At 42.5% G+C, this 15,935-nt stretch carries 19 protein-coding genes; 11 read left to right on the plus strand and 8 right to left on the minus strand.

Features of this window, described 5'->3' with window-relative positions:
- Window positions 1–9: 9 nt before the first annotated feature.
- Window positions 10–495, minus strand: coding sequence for a hypothetical protein (locus tag CRG89_RS00870; protein ID WP_148695285.1), 486 nt, complete (start codon window positions 493–495; stop codon window positions 10–12).
- 121 nt (window positions 496–616) lie between these two features.
- Here CRG89_RS00870 and CRG89_RS00875 point away from each other — a divergent pair, with 121 nt between their 5' ends.
- Window positions 617–1,081 (plus strand): DUF4149 domain-containing protein, encoded by a 465-nt coding sequence (locus tag CRG89_RS00875; RefSeq protein ID WP_103286513.1) that lies wholly within the window; start codon window positions 617–619, stop codon window positions 1,079–1,081.
- Here CRG89_RS00875 and rtcA read toward each other — a convergent pair.
- Window positions 1,073–2,185, minus strand: a complete 1,113-nt coding sequence (gene rtcA / locus CRG89_RS00880; RefSeq protein ID WP_158648644.1) for an RNA 3'-terminal phosphate cyclase — start codon at window positions 2,183–2,185, stop codon at window positions 1,073–1,075. The genes CRG89_RS00875 and rtcA overlap by 9 nt on opposite strands.
- Before the next feature lie 91 nt (window positions 2,186–2,276).
- On the opposite strand from rtcA, the gene CRG89_RS00885 reads away from it, so the two are divergent.
- From CRG89_RS00885 to CRG89_RS00905, 5 genes are all read left to right on the plus strand, one after another.
- On the plus strand, window positions 2,277–2,825 hold the full coding sequence (locus tag CRG89_RS00885; protein ID WP_103287845.1) for a nicotinamide-nucleotide adenylyltransferase: 549 nt from the start codon (window positions 2,277–2,279) through the stop codon (window positions 2,823–2,825).
- Between the two features lie 86 nt (window positions 2,826–2,911).
- Complete coding sequence (locus tag CRG89_RS00890) at window positions 2,912–4,048, plus strand: pyridoxal-phosphate-dependent aminotransferase family protein (RefSeq protein WP_197706630.1); 1,137 nt, start codon at window positions 2,912–2,914, stop codon at window positions 4,046–4,048.
- Between the two features lie 218 nt (window positions 4,049–4,266).
- The gene (locus CRG89_RS00895) at window positions 4,267–5,166 is read left to right on the plus strand and encodes a peptidylprolyl isomerase (RefSeq protein ID WP_103286515.1); all 900 of its coding nucleotides are present in this window, start codon (window positions 4,267–4,269) and stop codon (window positions 5,164–5,166) included.
- A gap of 186 nt (window positions 5,167–5,352) precedes the next feature.
- Window positions 5,353–6,351: a TIGR00269 family protein gene (locus tag CRG89_RS00900; protein WP_197706629.1), complete on the plus strand. Its 999-nt coding sequence runs from the start codon at window positions 5,353–5,355 to the stop codon at window positions 6,349–6,351.
- Window positions 6,352–6,454: 103 nt separating this feature from the next.
- Complete coding sequence (locus CRG89_RS00905; RefSeq protein ID WP_103286516.1) at window positions 6,455–7,630, plus strand: ArsA family ATPase; 1,176 nt, start codon at window positions 6,455–6,457, stop codon at window positions 7,628–7,630.
- A gap of 69 nt (window positions 7,631–7,699) precedes the next feature.
- Here the strand turns inward: CRG89_RS00905 and CRG89_RS00910 are convergent, their stop codons facing one another.
- Complete coding sequence (locus CRG89_RS00910) at window positions 7,700–7,900, minus strand: hypothetical protein (RefSeq protein WP_103286517.1); 201 nt, start codon at window positions 7,898–7,900, stop codon at window positions 7,700–7,702.
- Between the two features lie 22 nt (window positions 7,901–7,922).
- Window positions 7,923–9,077: a phosphoribosylaminoimidazolesuccinocarboxamide synthase gene (locus CRG89_RS00915; RefSeq protein ID WP_103286518.1), complete on the minus strand. Its 1,155-nt coding sequence runs from the start codon at window positions 9,075–9,077 to the stop codon at window positions 7,923–7,925.
- A gap of 71 nt (window positions 9,078–9,148) precedes the next feature.
- Between CRG89_RS00915 and CRG89_RS00920 the strand changes: the two genes are divergently transcribed.
- On the plus strand, window positions 9,149–9,550 hold the full coding sequence (locus CRG89_RS00920; RefSeq protein ID WP_103286519.1) for a hypothetical protein: 402 nt from the start codon (window positions 9,149–9,151) through the stop codon (window positions 9,548–9,550).
- On the opposite strand, the gene CRG89_RS00925 is transcribed toward CRG89_RS00920, so the two are convergent.
- The 3 genes from CRG89_RS00925 to CRG89_RS00935 all read right to left on the minus strand — a co-directional run bounded on the left by CRG89_RS00925 (window position 9,517) and on the right by CRG89_RS00935 (window position 11,434).
- Complete coding sequence (locus tag CRG89_RS00925) at window positions 9,517–9,855, minus strand: hypothetical protein (RefSeq protein ID WP_103286520.1); 339 nt, start codon at window positions 9,853–9,855, stop codon at window positions 9,517–9,519. The two genes, CRG89_RS00920 and CRG89_RS00925, sit on opposite strands and share 34 nt — an antisense overlap.
- 416 nt (window positions 9,856–10,271) lie before the next feature.
- Entirely contained in the window at window positions 10,272–10,661 is a 390-nt protein-coding gene (locus CRG89_RS00930) for an RNA-binding domain-containing protein (protein WP_158648645.1), read from the minus strand.
- 125 nt (window positions 10,662–10,786) lie between these two features.
- Window positions 10,787–11,434, minus strand: a complete 648-nt coding sequence (locus CRG89_RS00935) for an AAA family ATPase (RefSeq protein WP_197706628.1) — start codon at window positions 11,432–11,434, stop codon at window positions 10,787–10,789.
- 102 nt (window positions 11,435–11,536) lie between these two features.
- Here CRG89_RS00935 and thpR point away from each other — a divergent pair, with 102 nt between their 5' ends.
- From thpR to CRG89_RS08530, 4 genes are all read left to right on the plus strand, one after another.
- Window positions 11,537–12,151: an RNA 2',3'-cyclic phosphodiesterase gene (gene thpR / locus CRG89_RS00940; RefSeq protein WP_103286523.1), complete on the plus strand. Its 615-nt coding sequence runs from the start codon at window positions 11,537–11,539 to the stop codon at window positions 12,149–12,151.
- Window positions 12,152–12,186: 35 nt separating this feature from the next.
- On the plus strand, window positions 12,187–13,707 hold the full coding sequence (cca, locus tag CRG89_RS00945) for a CCA tRNA nucleotidyltransferase (RefSeq protein ID WP_103286524.1): 1,521 nt from the start codon (window positions 12,187–12,189) through the stop codon (window positions 13,705–13,707).
- Window positions 13,694–14,647: a hypothetical protein gene (locus tag CRG89_RS00950; RefSeq protein ID WP_148695284.1), complete on the plus strand. Its 954-nt coding sequence runs from the start codon at window positions 13,694–13,696 to the stop codon at window positions 14,645–14,647. The genes cca and CRG89_RS00950 overlap by 14 nt, the downstream gene beginning before the upstream one ends.
- Window positions 14,648–14,955: 308 nt before the next feature.
- On the plus strand, window positions 14,956–15,117 hold the full coding sequence (locus CRG89_RS08530; RefSeq protein ID WP_158648646.1) for a hypothetical protein: 162 nt from the start codon (window positions 14,956–14,958) through the stop codon (window positions 15,115–15,117).
- A 94-nt stretch (window positions 15,118–15,211) separates the two neighbouring features.
- On the opposite strand, the gene CRG89_RS00960 is transcribed toward CRG89_RS08530, so the two are convergent.
- Window positions 15,212–15,853 carry a hypothetical protein gene (locus CRG89_RS00960; RefSeq protein ID WP_103286526.1) on the minus strand — a complete coding sequence of 214 codons (642 nt, stop codon included), beginning with the start codon at window positions 15,851–15,853 and terminating at the stop codon, window positions 15,212–15,214.
- Window positions 15,854–15,935 lie beyond the last annotated feature (82 nt).

A 15,935-nucleotide genomic window follows, 5' to 3' on the forward strand; every position in this document is an offset into this window, starting at 1 on the left:
AAGCATGAATCAGAGGTACTCATCAAAGGTAACAGGTATTATGCTCCATGCAGTCTCTATATCTGCTGTACCCTTGATGTTCCACTCTACACCATCCACATCTCCCCTGATCAGTCTATTCCATGCACCATCTATACTGCTGTTGTAATTGAACTTAAATTCACTACTAAGGGTTGTGGTCTGCTTGGTGAATACAGGGGGTCTGCCTACCAATGCAACATCCTCGTATGAGAGGAAGTTTCTCCCAAGTGTAATCCCTTCAGCGATAACCTCATAGTCTATCTTGGATACTGTTATTATCTTATCTGTATGATTGGTTATCCCAAAGTTTATGGTTAGTGTCATGGTGTTGTTGTTGAAATCCACATCCTTCACACTTATGCTCTGTACACTCACCCTAACAGATCTTGCAATCTCCCCCTCCTCTATAACTGTACGGTACCATGCTGCCATGAATATTGCTACCATCACTACAGCAGCACCTATAACAACCATCTTACCCCTTCGCCCTAGTGTTAGCAATCTGGATCAGTTGAATTATAGCAGTAGGTTATTATTATCTTTACTTGAGGATGAGGTTAATATATATAATGCTTTAGCAAGATCTTAACCAAGATTGCTGATACATGAAGCGCTGATAACATGGGCACATCTCCTTGCTGCAAGCATCTGGGTTGGAGGCACACTATTTATAGGCATGGTGGTTGCTCCAGTACTCAGGTCAAATCTTAATGATGTTGAGAGGTTCAACCTAACCATTAGTATAGGGAAGAGGTTCAACAAGGTTGCTATACCAGCAATAGCAGTGCTTTTAGCAACTGGCGTATACAAGGCAGTTACAGGACCAGAGTTCTTGCTTAGCACCATGTATGGAAGTATACTCTTCATTAAGGTAGGGGTTGTTATCTCAATGCTTATAACTTGGTTAATGCATATAAAGATCTCCAATATGAATATAGATGTAAACGATTCTGTAAACCTGATGAGGAAGGTTAGGAAGAGATCTATACTGTTAGGGAATATGCTTGCTACTCAATCAGTTACAGTACTCTTCCTTGCTGCCATGTTAGACTCATTCTAACGTTGGCTCTATTGTAACTTGGTAGAGGCTACTCTCTCTATCAGTGCTACCTACTCTCTCTATACTATATCTGCATGAGGTTATCCTGCTAGCAATGTACAGGTTGGTGTCTAGATGCATTGATACACTGCTTACTGTATACCTTGATCTACCATCAGCAAGGCTCAATGGTAGTACAAGCATATCTGCAAGGTTAGGGTCTACAGTTGCATTACTCATGTATGGCTCTAAGAACCTAGAGGCTGCGTAAGAGCCTACATCCTCTGCCCTCTTGCCCTTCTCCCCTATAGCATCTCCCCCTATGAATGGTCCATAATCACTACTGCAGTAAACAAGCAGTGCTGAGCCTGGTGATGCTGCTGGCTCAAGCAGGGTTGATGTATGAGCGCACTTTACCCCTTCCTTCTCAAGCCTTGCAAGTGCTCCAGCAACCTGCCGTTCAGCAACATGCCTTGGCAAGTTTGAGCATACACTGATTATCCTTGCATCAAGCCTTGGAGCACTAAGCAGATCTACTGCCTTCACCTTCTTGCATGGTTCTATGCTTACATGCACCACTCCTCCTCCTATAGGGTAGTAACCCCTCCTCTTAACGGATATGTTGAACTCTATGCCTAGGGCTTTGAATGCTGGTCTTACAACATACCTCATATAATCTACTGTTGGACTCCACTTCACATCTGTACCCCCAACTAGTTCCATCTCCAACCTATTGCCAGATATGCTTACTGCAGGTATCAGTGCCTGAAGTACTAAGGTTATGCTCCCAGCTGTCCCTATATCCATCCTATTACCTCTAACACCACTACTACCATCACCGCTAACGCTACTACTCTTATCACTACCCATACCATAGCCTTCCTCCCCTGGGAAGAACCTTATCATGCTAGAGCCTACCTCAGCATTCTCTACTCTAGCATTGAATACCTCTGCAAGTATCTTAACTGCACTAGCATGCTGTGGTCTAAGCCCTGGATTGGGTCTATTTGCCCTTATGTTGAATACCTCAATTGGCTTCTTGGTTATAGCAGATAACGCTATTGCTGTTCTAAGTATCTGCCCTCCTCCTTCCCCATACGAGCCATCTATCCTTATTAACTCCATACCTCTTACCATCATCTGCCTAGTTAACTATCTTTTTGTTTGGATTAGATTAAGCATCTGGTTTATTTAGAGGATGATATTGCATAGTTATATGCATGGACTACTTGTAGGAAGGTTCCAACCATTCCATCTTGGGCATCTTAGTGCTGTTGAGTATGCATTGAAGAGCATGGATATGCTCTGGCTAGTTATAGGCTCAGCAGATAAGAGCCATGAGCCTAGGAACCCATTCACAGCAGGCGAGAGGTTGGAGATGATAAAGTATGCATTGGATGCACATGGAATAGATTCAAGGAGATGGCATGCAGTGCCAGTGTATGATGCAAGCATACACTACCTCTGGGTTGCACAGGTGAACATGCTCGTGCCTAGATACGATGTTGTCTTCACAAACGATCCATTCAGCAAGATGCTCTTCGAGGAGTATGGAAGAGGCAAGGAGGTGAGGGAGGTGCCTCTGCTTAATAGGGCAGAGTTCTCTGGCACTGAGGTTAGGAGGAGGATTGCCAATGGGGAGGATTGGAGGCAATTAGTGCCAGAGCATGTTGCATCAGTTATAGATGCTATTGATGGTGTGAGGAGGGTTAAGATGCTCTATGCTATGAGAGGTGTAGATATGCATAGGCATGGTTATGGTTAGTAGTAATGGTGGTATCAACTTATTATACATAGATTGATTTAGCACTAACAATAGGTTTATGTAAGAGTCTACATACACTCTTGCTTATGATGTATCCACCAGAGTATCTAGTGATGATCCCTGGACCTACAAATGTACCATACAGGGTTATGCAGGCTATGCTTGCACCAATAATAAACCATAGGAGTGATGACTTTAGAGTACTGCACAGATCACTGCAGGAGAAGTTAAAGCATGTATTCCAGACTGAGAATGATGTTGTTGTGCTAACGAGTAGTGGTACTGGTGCAGTTGAGGCATCTGTTGTGAACCTTGTACGTAAGGGTGATAAGGTGCTCATCCCTGTTAATGGTGAGTTCAGTGAGAGGCTAGCAAGGATGATAGAACTTGCTGGAGGAGAGGCAATAAAGGTAAAGGCACCATACGGTAGCATACCATCATATGAGCAGGTTAAGGAGGCGTATGAGAATAACAAGAATATAAAGGCTCTCTACGTTGTTTATAATGAGACATCTACAGGCACAAGGATAACATGGCTTGATAGGGTTAAGGATATGCTTGCAAGGGATGACTCATACTTTGTGGTTGATGCTGTATCAAATCTAGGAGGAGATGATCTACCTGTGGATAGATGGGGCGTTGATATATGTGTAACAGCAAGCCAGAAGTGCCTTGCTGCACCTCCAGGAGTTGCACCACTCTCTCTAAGCAAGAGGGCTGTGAAGTTCATGAAGGATAACCCACCAAACACACTCTACCTCAACCTCCCAAGGTACCTAAAGTACTATGAGGAGAATGCAGAGACACCATTCACACCTGCACTATCATTGTACTTTGCTCTACATGAGGCATTGACCATCATAGAGGAGGAGGGTTTAGATGCAAGGATAAAAAGGCATAAGGAGTGTGCAAAGGTATTCTATGACTCATTGGCAAAGATGGGGTTTGAGCACTTTGCTGAGCCATCGTGTAGATCACACACTGTAATAGCATTAAAGTACCCAGATGGGCTTGAGGATAAGAGGTTCAGGAGCACTCTAGCAAATGAGTTCAAGGTCCTTGTTGCTGGAGGGTTTGGTGAGTTGAAGGGCAAGGTGTGGAGGATAGGCTGCATGGGCGAGGTCAATGGCTACCATGTTAAGAGAACTCTATCATCAATAACATCAACGCTAGAGATGCTTAATGCAAAGGTCAAGGCTACCACTACCCCTTCTCTAAACTGATCTGATACCAACAACTCAAACTAGAATATCTCGGGTTTGTCAAGATAATAGCGTATAATTCTAGATGTTAACTTACAATCTGTCTCCCTAATATACCCAACTCATATACCCTACTTACTCACTAAATCTGCTCTAGTGATCTTTGCTCTACCATATAATTACATTATGATCATCTGCTGGTTTAAGATTAATAAGGGGAGCATCATAAAGCCATATGCATGCCATTCAGCAAGGGTTCGTTGCTACTTGTGGATTACACTGCTAGGGTTAAGGATACAAACGAGGTTATAGATACAACTAGCGAGGAGGAGGCAAAGAAGCATAACATCCATGATCCTAACAAGGTATATGAGCCTAGGCTTGTATCTGTTGGGGATGGCTGGGTACTAAAGGGGTTCGATGAGATACTCCTTGGTGCAAACCTTAACGAAGAGATGACTGTAGAGATACCGCCAGAGAAGGCATTTGGTGTTAGGGATCCAAACAAGGTTAGGCTCATCCCATTGAGGAAGCTAGGGGATAAGGCTGATCAGGTGAACGTTGGTGATGTTATTGAGATAGATAATAGGGTTGGGATAATAAGATCGATAAGCTCTGGAAGGGTGCAGATAGACTTCAACCATAGGCTTGCTGGAAGAACCATAGAGTATAGGTTCAAGGTACTCAAGTGCCTTGAGGATGATATGGAGAAGGCAACAGCATTGATAAGGAGGAGGATGCCTGTAGATGCCAGTAAGTTAGGCTTATCACTCAACTCTGGTACGATGGAGATTATGGTACCGAAGGAATATTATATGCAGGAGGGTCTACAGATCATAAAGCGTGCTATAGCCAATGATATCTTCAGGTATGTGCAGAGTGTGAAGAGTATAAGGTTCATTGAGGTATATGAGAGGGCTGAGGAGGTTAAGGGAAAGGAAGGAGGAGGGGAAGGAGAAAGAGAAGGAGAAGGAAAGGGCGCAGGTACAGAAGTAGAGGCTGAAGTAGAGGCAGAGAAGAGAGTGCAGGAGGTTGAACGAGTAGAAGAGAAAGGGAAGGAAGAGAAGATACAGGAAGGGCAAGATGTACAGCCACAGCCACAAGCACAGGTACAAGCAGAGAGTAAAGTACAAGGATAAACGTAGGTAGAGAGAAGGAGATTAGATTAGATAGTATAGAAAAGAGTGTTGTGAAAGAACTATTGATCTGATAGAGGAGTATATGTAAGATAGTATAGGAGAAGATAGGGCAGTATTATAGATAAATAAGTTAATGAATAAAAGAAGGAGAAGGAAGGAAGAATATGGGAAGGGAAGGTAATGGGTATGAGCGTTAAACCTTGCATATACTGCAGTGCTGAGAGTGTATACTATAGGCATTACTCTGGAGAGTATCTTTGCTCTAGATGCTTCACAAGATCTGTGCAGAGGAAGGTTGCTAGAACCATATCAAAGTACTCCATGATAAAGCATGGAGACAGGGTTGCTGTTGCAGTCTCTGGGGGCAAGGATAGCCTATCCCTCCTTCATATACTGAGCAAGAGTGCTAGAAGGCATGGTAATGAACTTGTAGCAGTAACTATAGATGAGGGTATAACAGGTTACAGGGATGAATCATTGAAGATTGCAAGGGAGTTTGCTTCAATGCTTGATGTTGAGCATGCAATCCTATCCTACAGGGAGTTGTTTGGAAGCACGCTTGAGGAAGCACTTAAGGCAAGGGATGAGAAGGCAATCAGCATGAGCGCATGCTCAATATGTGGAACATTTAGGAGGAAGGCTATAGACTCTATTGCCAAGGCTGTTGGTGCAGATGTTATAGCAACAGCACATAACCTTGATGATATGCTCCAAACATTCATCATAAACATCTCTGCTGGTGATGTAGAGAGGATAGCATGGATGTACCCAGAGCCTGTAGAGTATGCCAATGGTTTGAGGAAGGTGAAGCCTTTACTTGAGGTTTATGAGCATGAGGTAGCATTCTACGCCCTTATCAACGATATACCATTCCAGAGTGAGCAGTGCCCATACATGAACGAAGGGATAAGGAGTAGCATAAGGGAGTTCCTTAATGCTTTAGAGCAGAAGCATCCTGGCATAAAGTACAATATGCTTAGAACCATACTGAAGGTATCTAAAGTGCTGAGGGATAACCTTGAGTTTAAGAGGTATAGATGTAGTGTATGCTCAAGGGAGTGTAGTACTGCTAGTGGTATATGCTCCTCCTGTATGCTTACAATGATGCTAGCAAATGGTAGCAGTAGCATTAGTATTAGCAGTAATGGTAGTAATAATAATAATAACAACAGCAAGATCAACTAGGTGATGCTATTTCTCTGCTATTGTTGATGGTATTGATGGCTAGTTGTATAGATATGATATGATTCTAAAGATTAAAAGGTGAGTTAGCAGTTATGATTGGGATATGAAGAGGGTTATCTTCTACACTGGCAAGGGAGGCACAGGCAAGACTGTAACATCCTGTGCTACAGCACTTGCATGCTCAAAACTAGGCTATAGAGTGCTTTTGATGTCAACTGATCCAGCACATACACTTAGCGATGCCTTCAACATGCATATAGGGAATGAGTCTACACTAGTTAAGGAGAACCTGTACGCAATGCAGATAGACCCTGTTGTTGAGATGGGTAAGCAGTACCAGCAACTCCTAGCATACTTTGCATCGCTCTTCTCCTCCCGTGGTATAGATGAGACCATAGCATATGAGATAGCCATGCTCCCTGGGATGACCCAAATCTTCTCAATGCTAAGGCTTGAGGAGTTATCCTATAGCAACGATTATGATGTTGTTATACTTGATATGATGGCATCTGGTGAAGCGTTAAGATACCTATACCTACCAAAGTTGGTTGGAAGTCTGAGTAGGAGGCTCTTCAGCTTTGCAGGACTATTCAGCGGGATGGCAAGGATCATAGAACCCATCGCAAAGATGCCTGCACCATCCTCCGATGTTATCAAGACTGAGATTGAACTTATAGGCAAGCTTGAGAGGTTAGCAGATATACTCAAGGATAGGGGGCTTACAAGTATAAGGCTTGTTGCAAACCCAGATCTATTCAGCATAGAGAATGCAAAGAGGTCATTGATGGCTGCAAACCTCTTTGGACTTAACGTTGACCTTGCTGTTATAAACAAGATAATACCTAAGGTTGATGAGCCTTACTTTGCTGGCTGGATAAGGCAGCAGGAAGAGTATGTAAGGGATGCTGAGATGAACTTCTACCCTATCCCTATAAGGAAGGCAAGGTTATTTGAGAGCGAGTTGAGGGGCATTGATATGCTTGAGAGGTATGCAAGGGAGTTGTTTGGGGATTATGATCCAGCAGATGTATTCTTCAAAGAGGATATATTCACGTTTGAGTACAAGGATGATAGCTTCAGCATGAGGTTTAGAGTGCCATTCACAGAGAAGGATGACTTTGAGTTGGAGCGCTTGGGGGATCAACTAACCATAAGGGTTAGGAGTACTACAGGTAACATAGTGAATATAGTGCCACTGCCATCTGCAACTGTAGGGATGAGGCTATCAAAGGCAAGACTTCAAGGCTCAGAGTTGATAGTCACGTTTGAACGTGAGTAATGGCTGCATAATCACTATTACCCATTGCAAGATTATGGGATAATCTGCTCTGTTGCTTGTTGCTTATTATTACTCTACCTTTACCCTCTCCCTTACAGGCTTCCCTGCTTCGCCCTCAAGGAACTCAACATACTTGCTTAACCATGAACCTGCTAGCCTATTCAGTAGCAACATGATCCTTGCTTGGAGTATAAGTATGGATATGCTTGTATCAAATACCAACGCTATTAGTGATGATATAGTATCTACACCTTGCTTCCTCTCATCCATAGCATTACTTCAATCTACCATTTCATAAACCTTCCATAGGTAACAGGTTACTCCTGTTAAGATGCTCAAGGGCATAGAGTTCTGATGCAACCTCTACTATTGGCCTAACAAGTACTCCAGTTGTATTAACTATCTCTGCTGTCTTGTCGCTCCATAGTGATGCAAATGAGAGCATGCAGTCTGTGTATGCAGATATAGCATCCCTAGGCATAGTTGGGGGCACATCTGACTTACCACTAACATATAGTTGCCTCCACCCATTATCTATGTACCAGTTCCTTAGGAACTGCTTGCTTACATCAACCATATGCCTCTTCCCCATCATCCTCCTCAACCCATCCCTTACAGCATCTATCCTTGATGCATCTAGCCTCCACCTCCTCATGTAGAAGTCAAGGAACCTCTCAACCATGCTCACATCCCTTATCTCAAGCATATACCTATCCTCCTCTGGGTTCCCAAAGGTATCTGCTAACCCAACATCACCATTAGAATCAACATAAACCTCATACTTGCCATCGAACCTAAGCAACCCTCTCTTCTCAGCATATCTGCAGATTAGCATGGTGCACTCCTTTATCAGTTCATGTGCCTTGCTCCATTGCTCATCTGTAAGCCTTGATCTTATCCTTGCCTCATCTCTGCTTAAACTTATGTCACCCCTCTTATCGTACTTGGTTGTGTATGATAGGATTAGTTCACCACTTGCAGATGCTGGTATCAACTCCCCTCCCTCTGGCATGCTTGTAAACCCGTATGCCTTGTAATCCTTCCTGCCTTGCCTCATATCTGCTAGCAAGGATGACCTTGGATGAAGATAGTAGTTGAATATGAACTCAAGATCAACCATCCTATTCCTTGTACCTATCTCTATCTCCATCTGGTTAAGGGGGAGTTCCCTTCCAGGAACCCTAACCACATGAACCTTGCATCCATGCTCTACAGCCTCTATGAAGCATGTCCTTATACCAGCACTGTTAGCAAGTTCAAAGCTCTTGTTTATTATATAGCGCATGGCTAAGCCCTTATGGGGTATTGAGAATGGCCACTTGCCTCTAACCTTGTAATCGAATATGGAGAATGTATCCTTTGGTATGAAATAGCCTATGCCCATCTCATCATCCTTAGGCTCTACCTCTATGAGCAGGTCCTTTGATGAGCCCTCAATCCTTATCATAACAACTATGAGCAAGCATAGTATTAAAAACCTACTGAAGGTTTTAATAATACACTATTGGTAAGAGGTTCATGCCTATACCTGCTGCTGAACTTGATGAGTCTAATGATCCAGTACTCATAATCAAGGAGTTCCTCAAGAGGAATAGTGATGAGGCATGGACGCAGGAGGAGATAAGCGAGCATACAGGCTTGGATATGACAACTGTATACCAGATATGCCAGATGCTAAGGGCAAGGTATGTAGAATCAATAGCAAGGGAGGAGTACTTCCCAATAAGGGCTGTTGAGAGGTATGGTCAGACATACTATGCATGGAACCCCAAAGGCAAGGGTAAGAGTACTAGCAGTGCTAGGAAGGGTAGAGGTAAGAAGAAGAGCATATCTGCAGAGAGTGCAAACATTAATGCTACAGATGCAAACATGAATGCTAGAGATACTCATCCACCTTCCTCCTCCTCTTCTTCATTATAGTATATCTCAACAATGATGTTGAATCCTTCTCCCCTAAGCCTTGATTGGAGGTAGCTTGCAAACTTGTCAAGATAAGTATGCCCTTTAGCCCTTAGCAGTCCTGACATAACATTGCCCATATCATCTATGAAGTTTATATCTAGGCTGATGGTGAAGAACCTCCAACCCATGCTCTCCATAAGGTTGCTGAATGATATGTAACTATCCCTGTGTAACTTTGCCTCTAGATCATGTATGATATCCTCTATTGCTCTCTTAACCCTACTATAATCATCAGTTGTCTTTATCCTGAACTTTTGTAGCATTAACCTCTCTATCTACCATCTCTCTAGCATCCTTAAATACAGATATGTTAGCTTTTGATTAGCTTACTGCTCTATTGAATAACTGATTTATTGATTAATTATAGATGAGATCTAACTTATCTGCATAATCATAACCTTATCTACTGTATGTTAAGTAGGTTGTATAATAATGATACCTTTGTTAACTCTTAATCTTATACATTCTAGCCATAACATGCTCACCATCAAACATCCTTTTAAAGGAAGAGAATGCTGACTCTACTTCTGCTATCCATCTATATATAGCCATAATCCTCATCTACTATACGTGGTGTTTAACTTGCGCATCACACAAACGGTATCAAAAGAGCAGAACTATATATTTCCCTCATTAGATATGCTAGATAATCTTATCTGCAATTCATACTTCTTTCTCATCATCTTGTCAGCCAATCTATTACCCTTCTAACCTTCATCCCTCTACTCCTTATCGTTACTTTTATTGGTCCTAATGGGGACTCATCTGCATCCTCACATACAACTATGGAGCCAGCATATGCAGCCTGTTTGTTCAAATAAAGCCATGTAAGGTAACCATCTTCGCTCTCATTCTCAAGCATAATCCTCCTGAATGTATCCATCACTTGCCTTGATTGTATCTGCCTCTTCATCTTTGATAATGCATCTATGCTTAGAGATGCCCTTGCCCTAACCATATCATCCTCATGAACAAGCTCAAGTCCATCTATCACATTCTTTACAGCCTTTATAACCTTGCTTGGGTCCTCAGATGGGTACACCTTACACTCAACCCCTACATCTACCAATGTTGATTCCAAACTGTTATCAGACATATATATCCACAGATCATGATGGAGATAGGTAATAATACGTTTTAGAATAAGCAAGCCCTCCTCTTCATTCTCCATTCTACCTACTTCTCTCTACCTCTCTAATCGAATGATTGGTTATCATCTCTACTGTACTCTTCAACCCAACGTTGAACAACACCAATAGCATGCTTTACAAGTTCATCCTTAGTTGTATCATTGCTAACTATTGCATCTGATAACGCTATAGCCTCCGCTATACCAACATCAATCTCACGCTTATCCCTTGCATAGAACTCCTTGATATCTGATGGTGCATCGCTCCTCCCCCTCTTGAGAAGGAAGTTGAACCTCCTCTCCCTTGATGCATGAACTGCAAGTACCTTAACAACACCATACTCCTTAAGCCTCTCAGCCTCTCTGATACTCCTGAGTCCATCTATAGCAAAGTAGCAGTTGCCCTTCCCGTTACCCTTGCCTCTCTCCTCACTACCCTTGCTCTCTTCATCTGCACTCAACCTCCTTATATCCTCACCAACAAGCATGGCTATGGCATCTGGTCCATGGACGCTCCTCAACTCAAGCATGATCCTGCCAAGGTTTGCATCTGTCAATTCAAGACCTCGCTTCTCAGTCTCCCTTCTTACAACATCGCCCATGCTTATTACAGTGAACCCTATACCCTTGAGTGCATCTGCTACCGTTGTCTTGCCTGAACCAGGTAATCCAGTTATGCATACTATTAAGGGTCTATCCTTCTTCTTTTTCAATACCATACCTCTCTACAACCATTATTATAGCCTTTACATAGTATAGATAGATGATAGTAGGTAGGTAAGTTAGGACTATATTTAAGTTAGAGAGAAAGAAGTATGAACATGCGTGTGTTTATTGCAATGGATGTAAAGGATGAGGGCTCAATAGCCAATATGCTTAAAGTTCAGAGAGAGTTCATGAGCCTAGGGTTAAATGCAAAACCAGTAAGTAAGGAGCAGTTGCACTTCACCCTGCTCTTCCTTGGCGAGATAGACTCTATCATGCTTGAGAGGGTAAAGGAGAGGCTCTCAAACATGATCTTTGAGCCAGTGAACGTTGTGTATAGAGGTGTGGGAGCATTCCCTAGTATGAAGCATCCTAGGATCATCTGGGTTGGTGTTGATCCTAATACTACATCTAAACTCACAGATATAGCAAGGGGGGTTGAGGATAGGCTCAAGCCTTTAGGCTTCAAGAGTGATAAGCAGTTCACACCACATATCACACTACTTAGAGTTAAGGAAGGTAATAGCAATAGGACAAGGTCTAGGAGAAGTGAAGATGTTGGTGGTGATGCTCTTGCAACTGCCATAGGTAAGCATAGCAGTACATACTTTGGTAGCGATACGCTGGATGAGATAAAGGTGAAGAAGAGTGATCTGATGCGTGAAGGACCTGTATATACGGATATGTTCAGTATAAAGGCATCAAGTGGGTTGGGTAGCAAATAATGAATAGGCAAGCAAGGTAAGAGGAGTTGTTGTAAATGTCAGCATCTGAGCTTGATGGGGTTATCAGGGAAGCGTACAGGTTGGTTGAACCAAGCATAGATGATAGGAGAAGGATAGGCTATATAGCAGATACATATAGCAAGAGGGTCAAGGATATTGCAGTAGGGTATAGAGAGGTTAGCGGTGTTGTTCTAGTTGGCTCTTATGCAAAGGATACATGGCTTGCTGAGAGCGTTGATATCGATATATTCCTGAAGATAAGGCCAGATGTGGATGAGGAGAGGTTTGAAGCAGTAGCAATGGATGTTGGTTTAAGGGCATTGCATGATATCAACCCTTACCTTAGATATGCACAGCATCCATACGTTGAAGCAATTATGGATGGGGTTAGGATAAACGTTGTACCATGCTATGATGTTGAGATAGGGAGGTGGAAGAGTGCAGCAGATAGGAGCCCTTACCATACAGAGTATATGCTCAAAGCATTGGATGATGAAAAGAGGAGGGAGGTTAGGTTACTCAAGAGGTTCATGAAGGTGATAGGCGTTTATGGTGCAGAGATAGCAGTGCAGGGGTTCTCTGGCTATGTATGTGAGGTTCTTATACTCAAGTATGGCTCATTCCTTAACGCACTAAAGGGCGCATCTAGATGGAGGGAGAAGGAAGTTATAGCAATAGATTCAGCAATGCATAGGGGAGAGTATGGTATAGGTGGTAGCAGTAACAGAGGTAGCAGTAATAGTGATGGTAGTAGCAGCAAGAGTAGAAGCGTACATGCTAGAGCAGTAACAAGTGTGCAGATGGGCAATAGCCCTATAATAATACTTGATCCAGTTGATACAAGCAGGAACCTAGGCTTAGCAATATCGTATGAGAGCGTTGGTAGGTTCATACTCTCAGCAAGGAACTTCCTGAGGAGGCCTAGCATCAACTACTTCACATACACTACTGCTGATGATCATGCAAGGATGATAGATCATAGCAAGGTTGGGAACATCATTATAGTGCACTTCAAACACTCTCCAAGGAGTGAAGATATAATATGGGGACAGTTGAAGAGTAGTGCAAGTGCTATAGCAAAGCAACTCTCTATCAACAACTTCAAGGTTTTAAGGTATGCATGCTATACAGATGGCTCAAATGCATTCATATCATTCATGCTAGAATCACCAACTATACCACGTATAGTGCTCAAGTATGGCCCAAAGGTATTCGATGCTAATAATGCTGAGAAGTTCATCTCAAAGAATAGGGGTATGTTGCTATGGATAAGCAATGAGGATGGTAGGTTGCTAGCATTGGCAGAGAGAAGGTTCCACGATGCTAGGCAGTTAATAGATAACATAATGAGTAATCTAGAGGGTAGTGGGATAAGTAAAGGGCTGATGGATGATATAAGGAGCAATGGGTTCAAGATATATGCAGGGGATGAGGTAGAGATGCTCATTAAGAGTAGTAATAGCAGCAAGGATGATGTTGTTGTAGTAGCATCTGTAGTAAAGAAGATAGTAGAGTATATGCTTGTAAATGATAGGTTTGCATTTGCAGAAGAGTAGCATAGTACCAATCGAGCATCTGCTCAGAGAACCATTCATAGACATAGTAGCGTATCCTAGCAGGAGTGTAGAGATTGCAAGGGATAGGGTGAAGGAGATTGAGTCCATTGGTGTAAAGGGGATAGTGCTAGAAGGTAAGAGCATTATAAATGGGTTGCCTATACTAGGCAAAGGCTGTACCAGCATAGTTGTAAAGGCAGTACTTGATAAGAACAGCAGTGTAAATAGTGTAAGGAATGGTAGTAGTGATGATGATAATAATAATAATAACAGTAGTAGCAGCAGGAGCTTGGAGGATGTTTGCAATGAGATGGTTGTAGCACTCAAGATGATGAGGACCGATTCAGGCAGAATAAGCATGGAGCATGAGGCAAGGATGCTTGCCATAGCTAATGGTGTTGGTATTGGTCCAAGGCTGATAGCATACAGCAGGAACCTACTTGCTATAGAGTTGATAGATGGGATGCATATGATTGAGTTTGTTAGGGAATTTGGAGGTAGTAGTGGTGGTAATGCAAAGGATATAGTAGCAGGGAACCACAGCTATTATACCAATACAGGTAATTGCAATAACTATACATACGTAAAGTCTATGTTGAAGGATATCCTAGAGCAGTGCTTCCTCCTCGATAGTATAGGGCTTGACCATGGGGAGTTGGGTAGGATGGATAGGCATGTGATAATAGGCAGCAAGGCATGTATAATAGACTTTGAGAGTTCAAGCATGAGCAGGAGGGTAACAAATGTAACATCTGCAGCAAACTACCTGTTGTTTGGGAAGGGTAGAGCACTTGCAGATATGCTAGGCCTATGCAGGGATAAGAGTAGGATAGTTGATGCCTTGAGGATGTATAGGTTGGATATGTGCAAGGATAAGTTTAATGAACTCCTTACATCACTTGGTTTAAAATTTTATAAAGAGAGTAGTGCTTGTAGATGAGTGCTGGAAGGGGCCGTCGTCTACAGCATGCTAAGATGCATGCTGGCGGAGAGCTTGGTCTAGGATACCAGAACTAACATATACTGGTAGATGGAAGGATGGTGGTGAACCTGGGGACCATGCTCAATGCTCAGATGCTGGAACGCTGGCGGTCCGGGGTTCAAATCCCCGCGGCCCCACCATTCTGATAATAACAATTCTGTTCTAGAATATGGATATTTATTACAATCATTAAAACGTGAAAAGTATCATTAAGAAGCATATTTTACTAACTAAATCTAATATATCTAACGCTCATAATATTTGTAATGGCAGAGGCATTCATAGCACATATGTATGCTATGGCTGGTACCTTTGCTGCATCAACTGCAATATGGTTCAGTATAAGGGCAGCTAGAGGTGGGGGTAGGAGGGAAGAAGAGGAAGGTATCAGCAGAGATGTTAAGGAAGAGGAGAAGATTGGAGATTAGCATATATAGTACTTACAAACCAACCCTTTCTTTTATCTTCAATGGATCATAGTACTTACTTACCTATCTATCTACGTGTATTCTGCATATCTACCTACAATACCTTGCGTACTCCTATGAACATACCATTCCTTCTAACCACCATACTACCAACAGGAACATAATCATCTGGAGATACAAGATATGTTACACCATCTATGGTCACAAGTACATACCTATACACTGGTAAGAGCATATTCTCTCTATCATCCAAGAGTTTGCGTAATGGTATTAGTAATGTACCATTAACCATCCCCCTGTTGTTGCTGCTACTCCTACTATCCCATACCTTGATACCATCTTCCCCTTCACCATCATCATCTGTAGGCCTGTTCTTGGCATAGAGCAACTCTGGCCTGTACACCATGATCATGCTTATTACAACCATGGCCATGCCTAAGAGGAATGATCTGAGCGATATTATGTAGAATCTATCCTCTTCTATACTCCCTATGGAGAGCATATGAGGTAAGAGGATCATAGAGCCCAATATACATAGTAGCCCTATAACCATTATAACAGTAGCAAAAGATCTCTTCCATGCAACTGCTAGCACTATAGGTACTGTAAGCATAGGGGCAATCATGTACACTAGTCTAAATATCGGTGGTGAGTTACTCGTAAGCAGAACTATCTCAAGTAAGGTAAGTACTGTCATGGAGAATATACTCAACTCTAGCAGTCTTCTTCTTACCATGTATATATCTCACATTAGGAATATTTAAGTTTGGTTAGATGAGATGTATGATAGAAAATAAAGGAAAAGAAGGTGTACCATC

It is taken from the genome of Candidatus Nitrosocaldus islandicus (genome assembly GCF_002906215.1).
Classification (GTDB): Archaea; Thermoproteota; Nitrososphaeria; order Nitrososphaerales; family Nitrosocaldaceae; genus Nitrosocaldus; species Nitrosocaldus cavascurensis.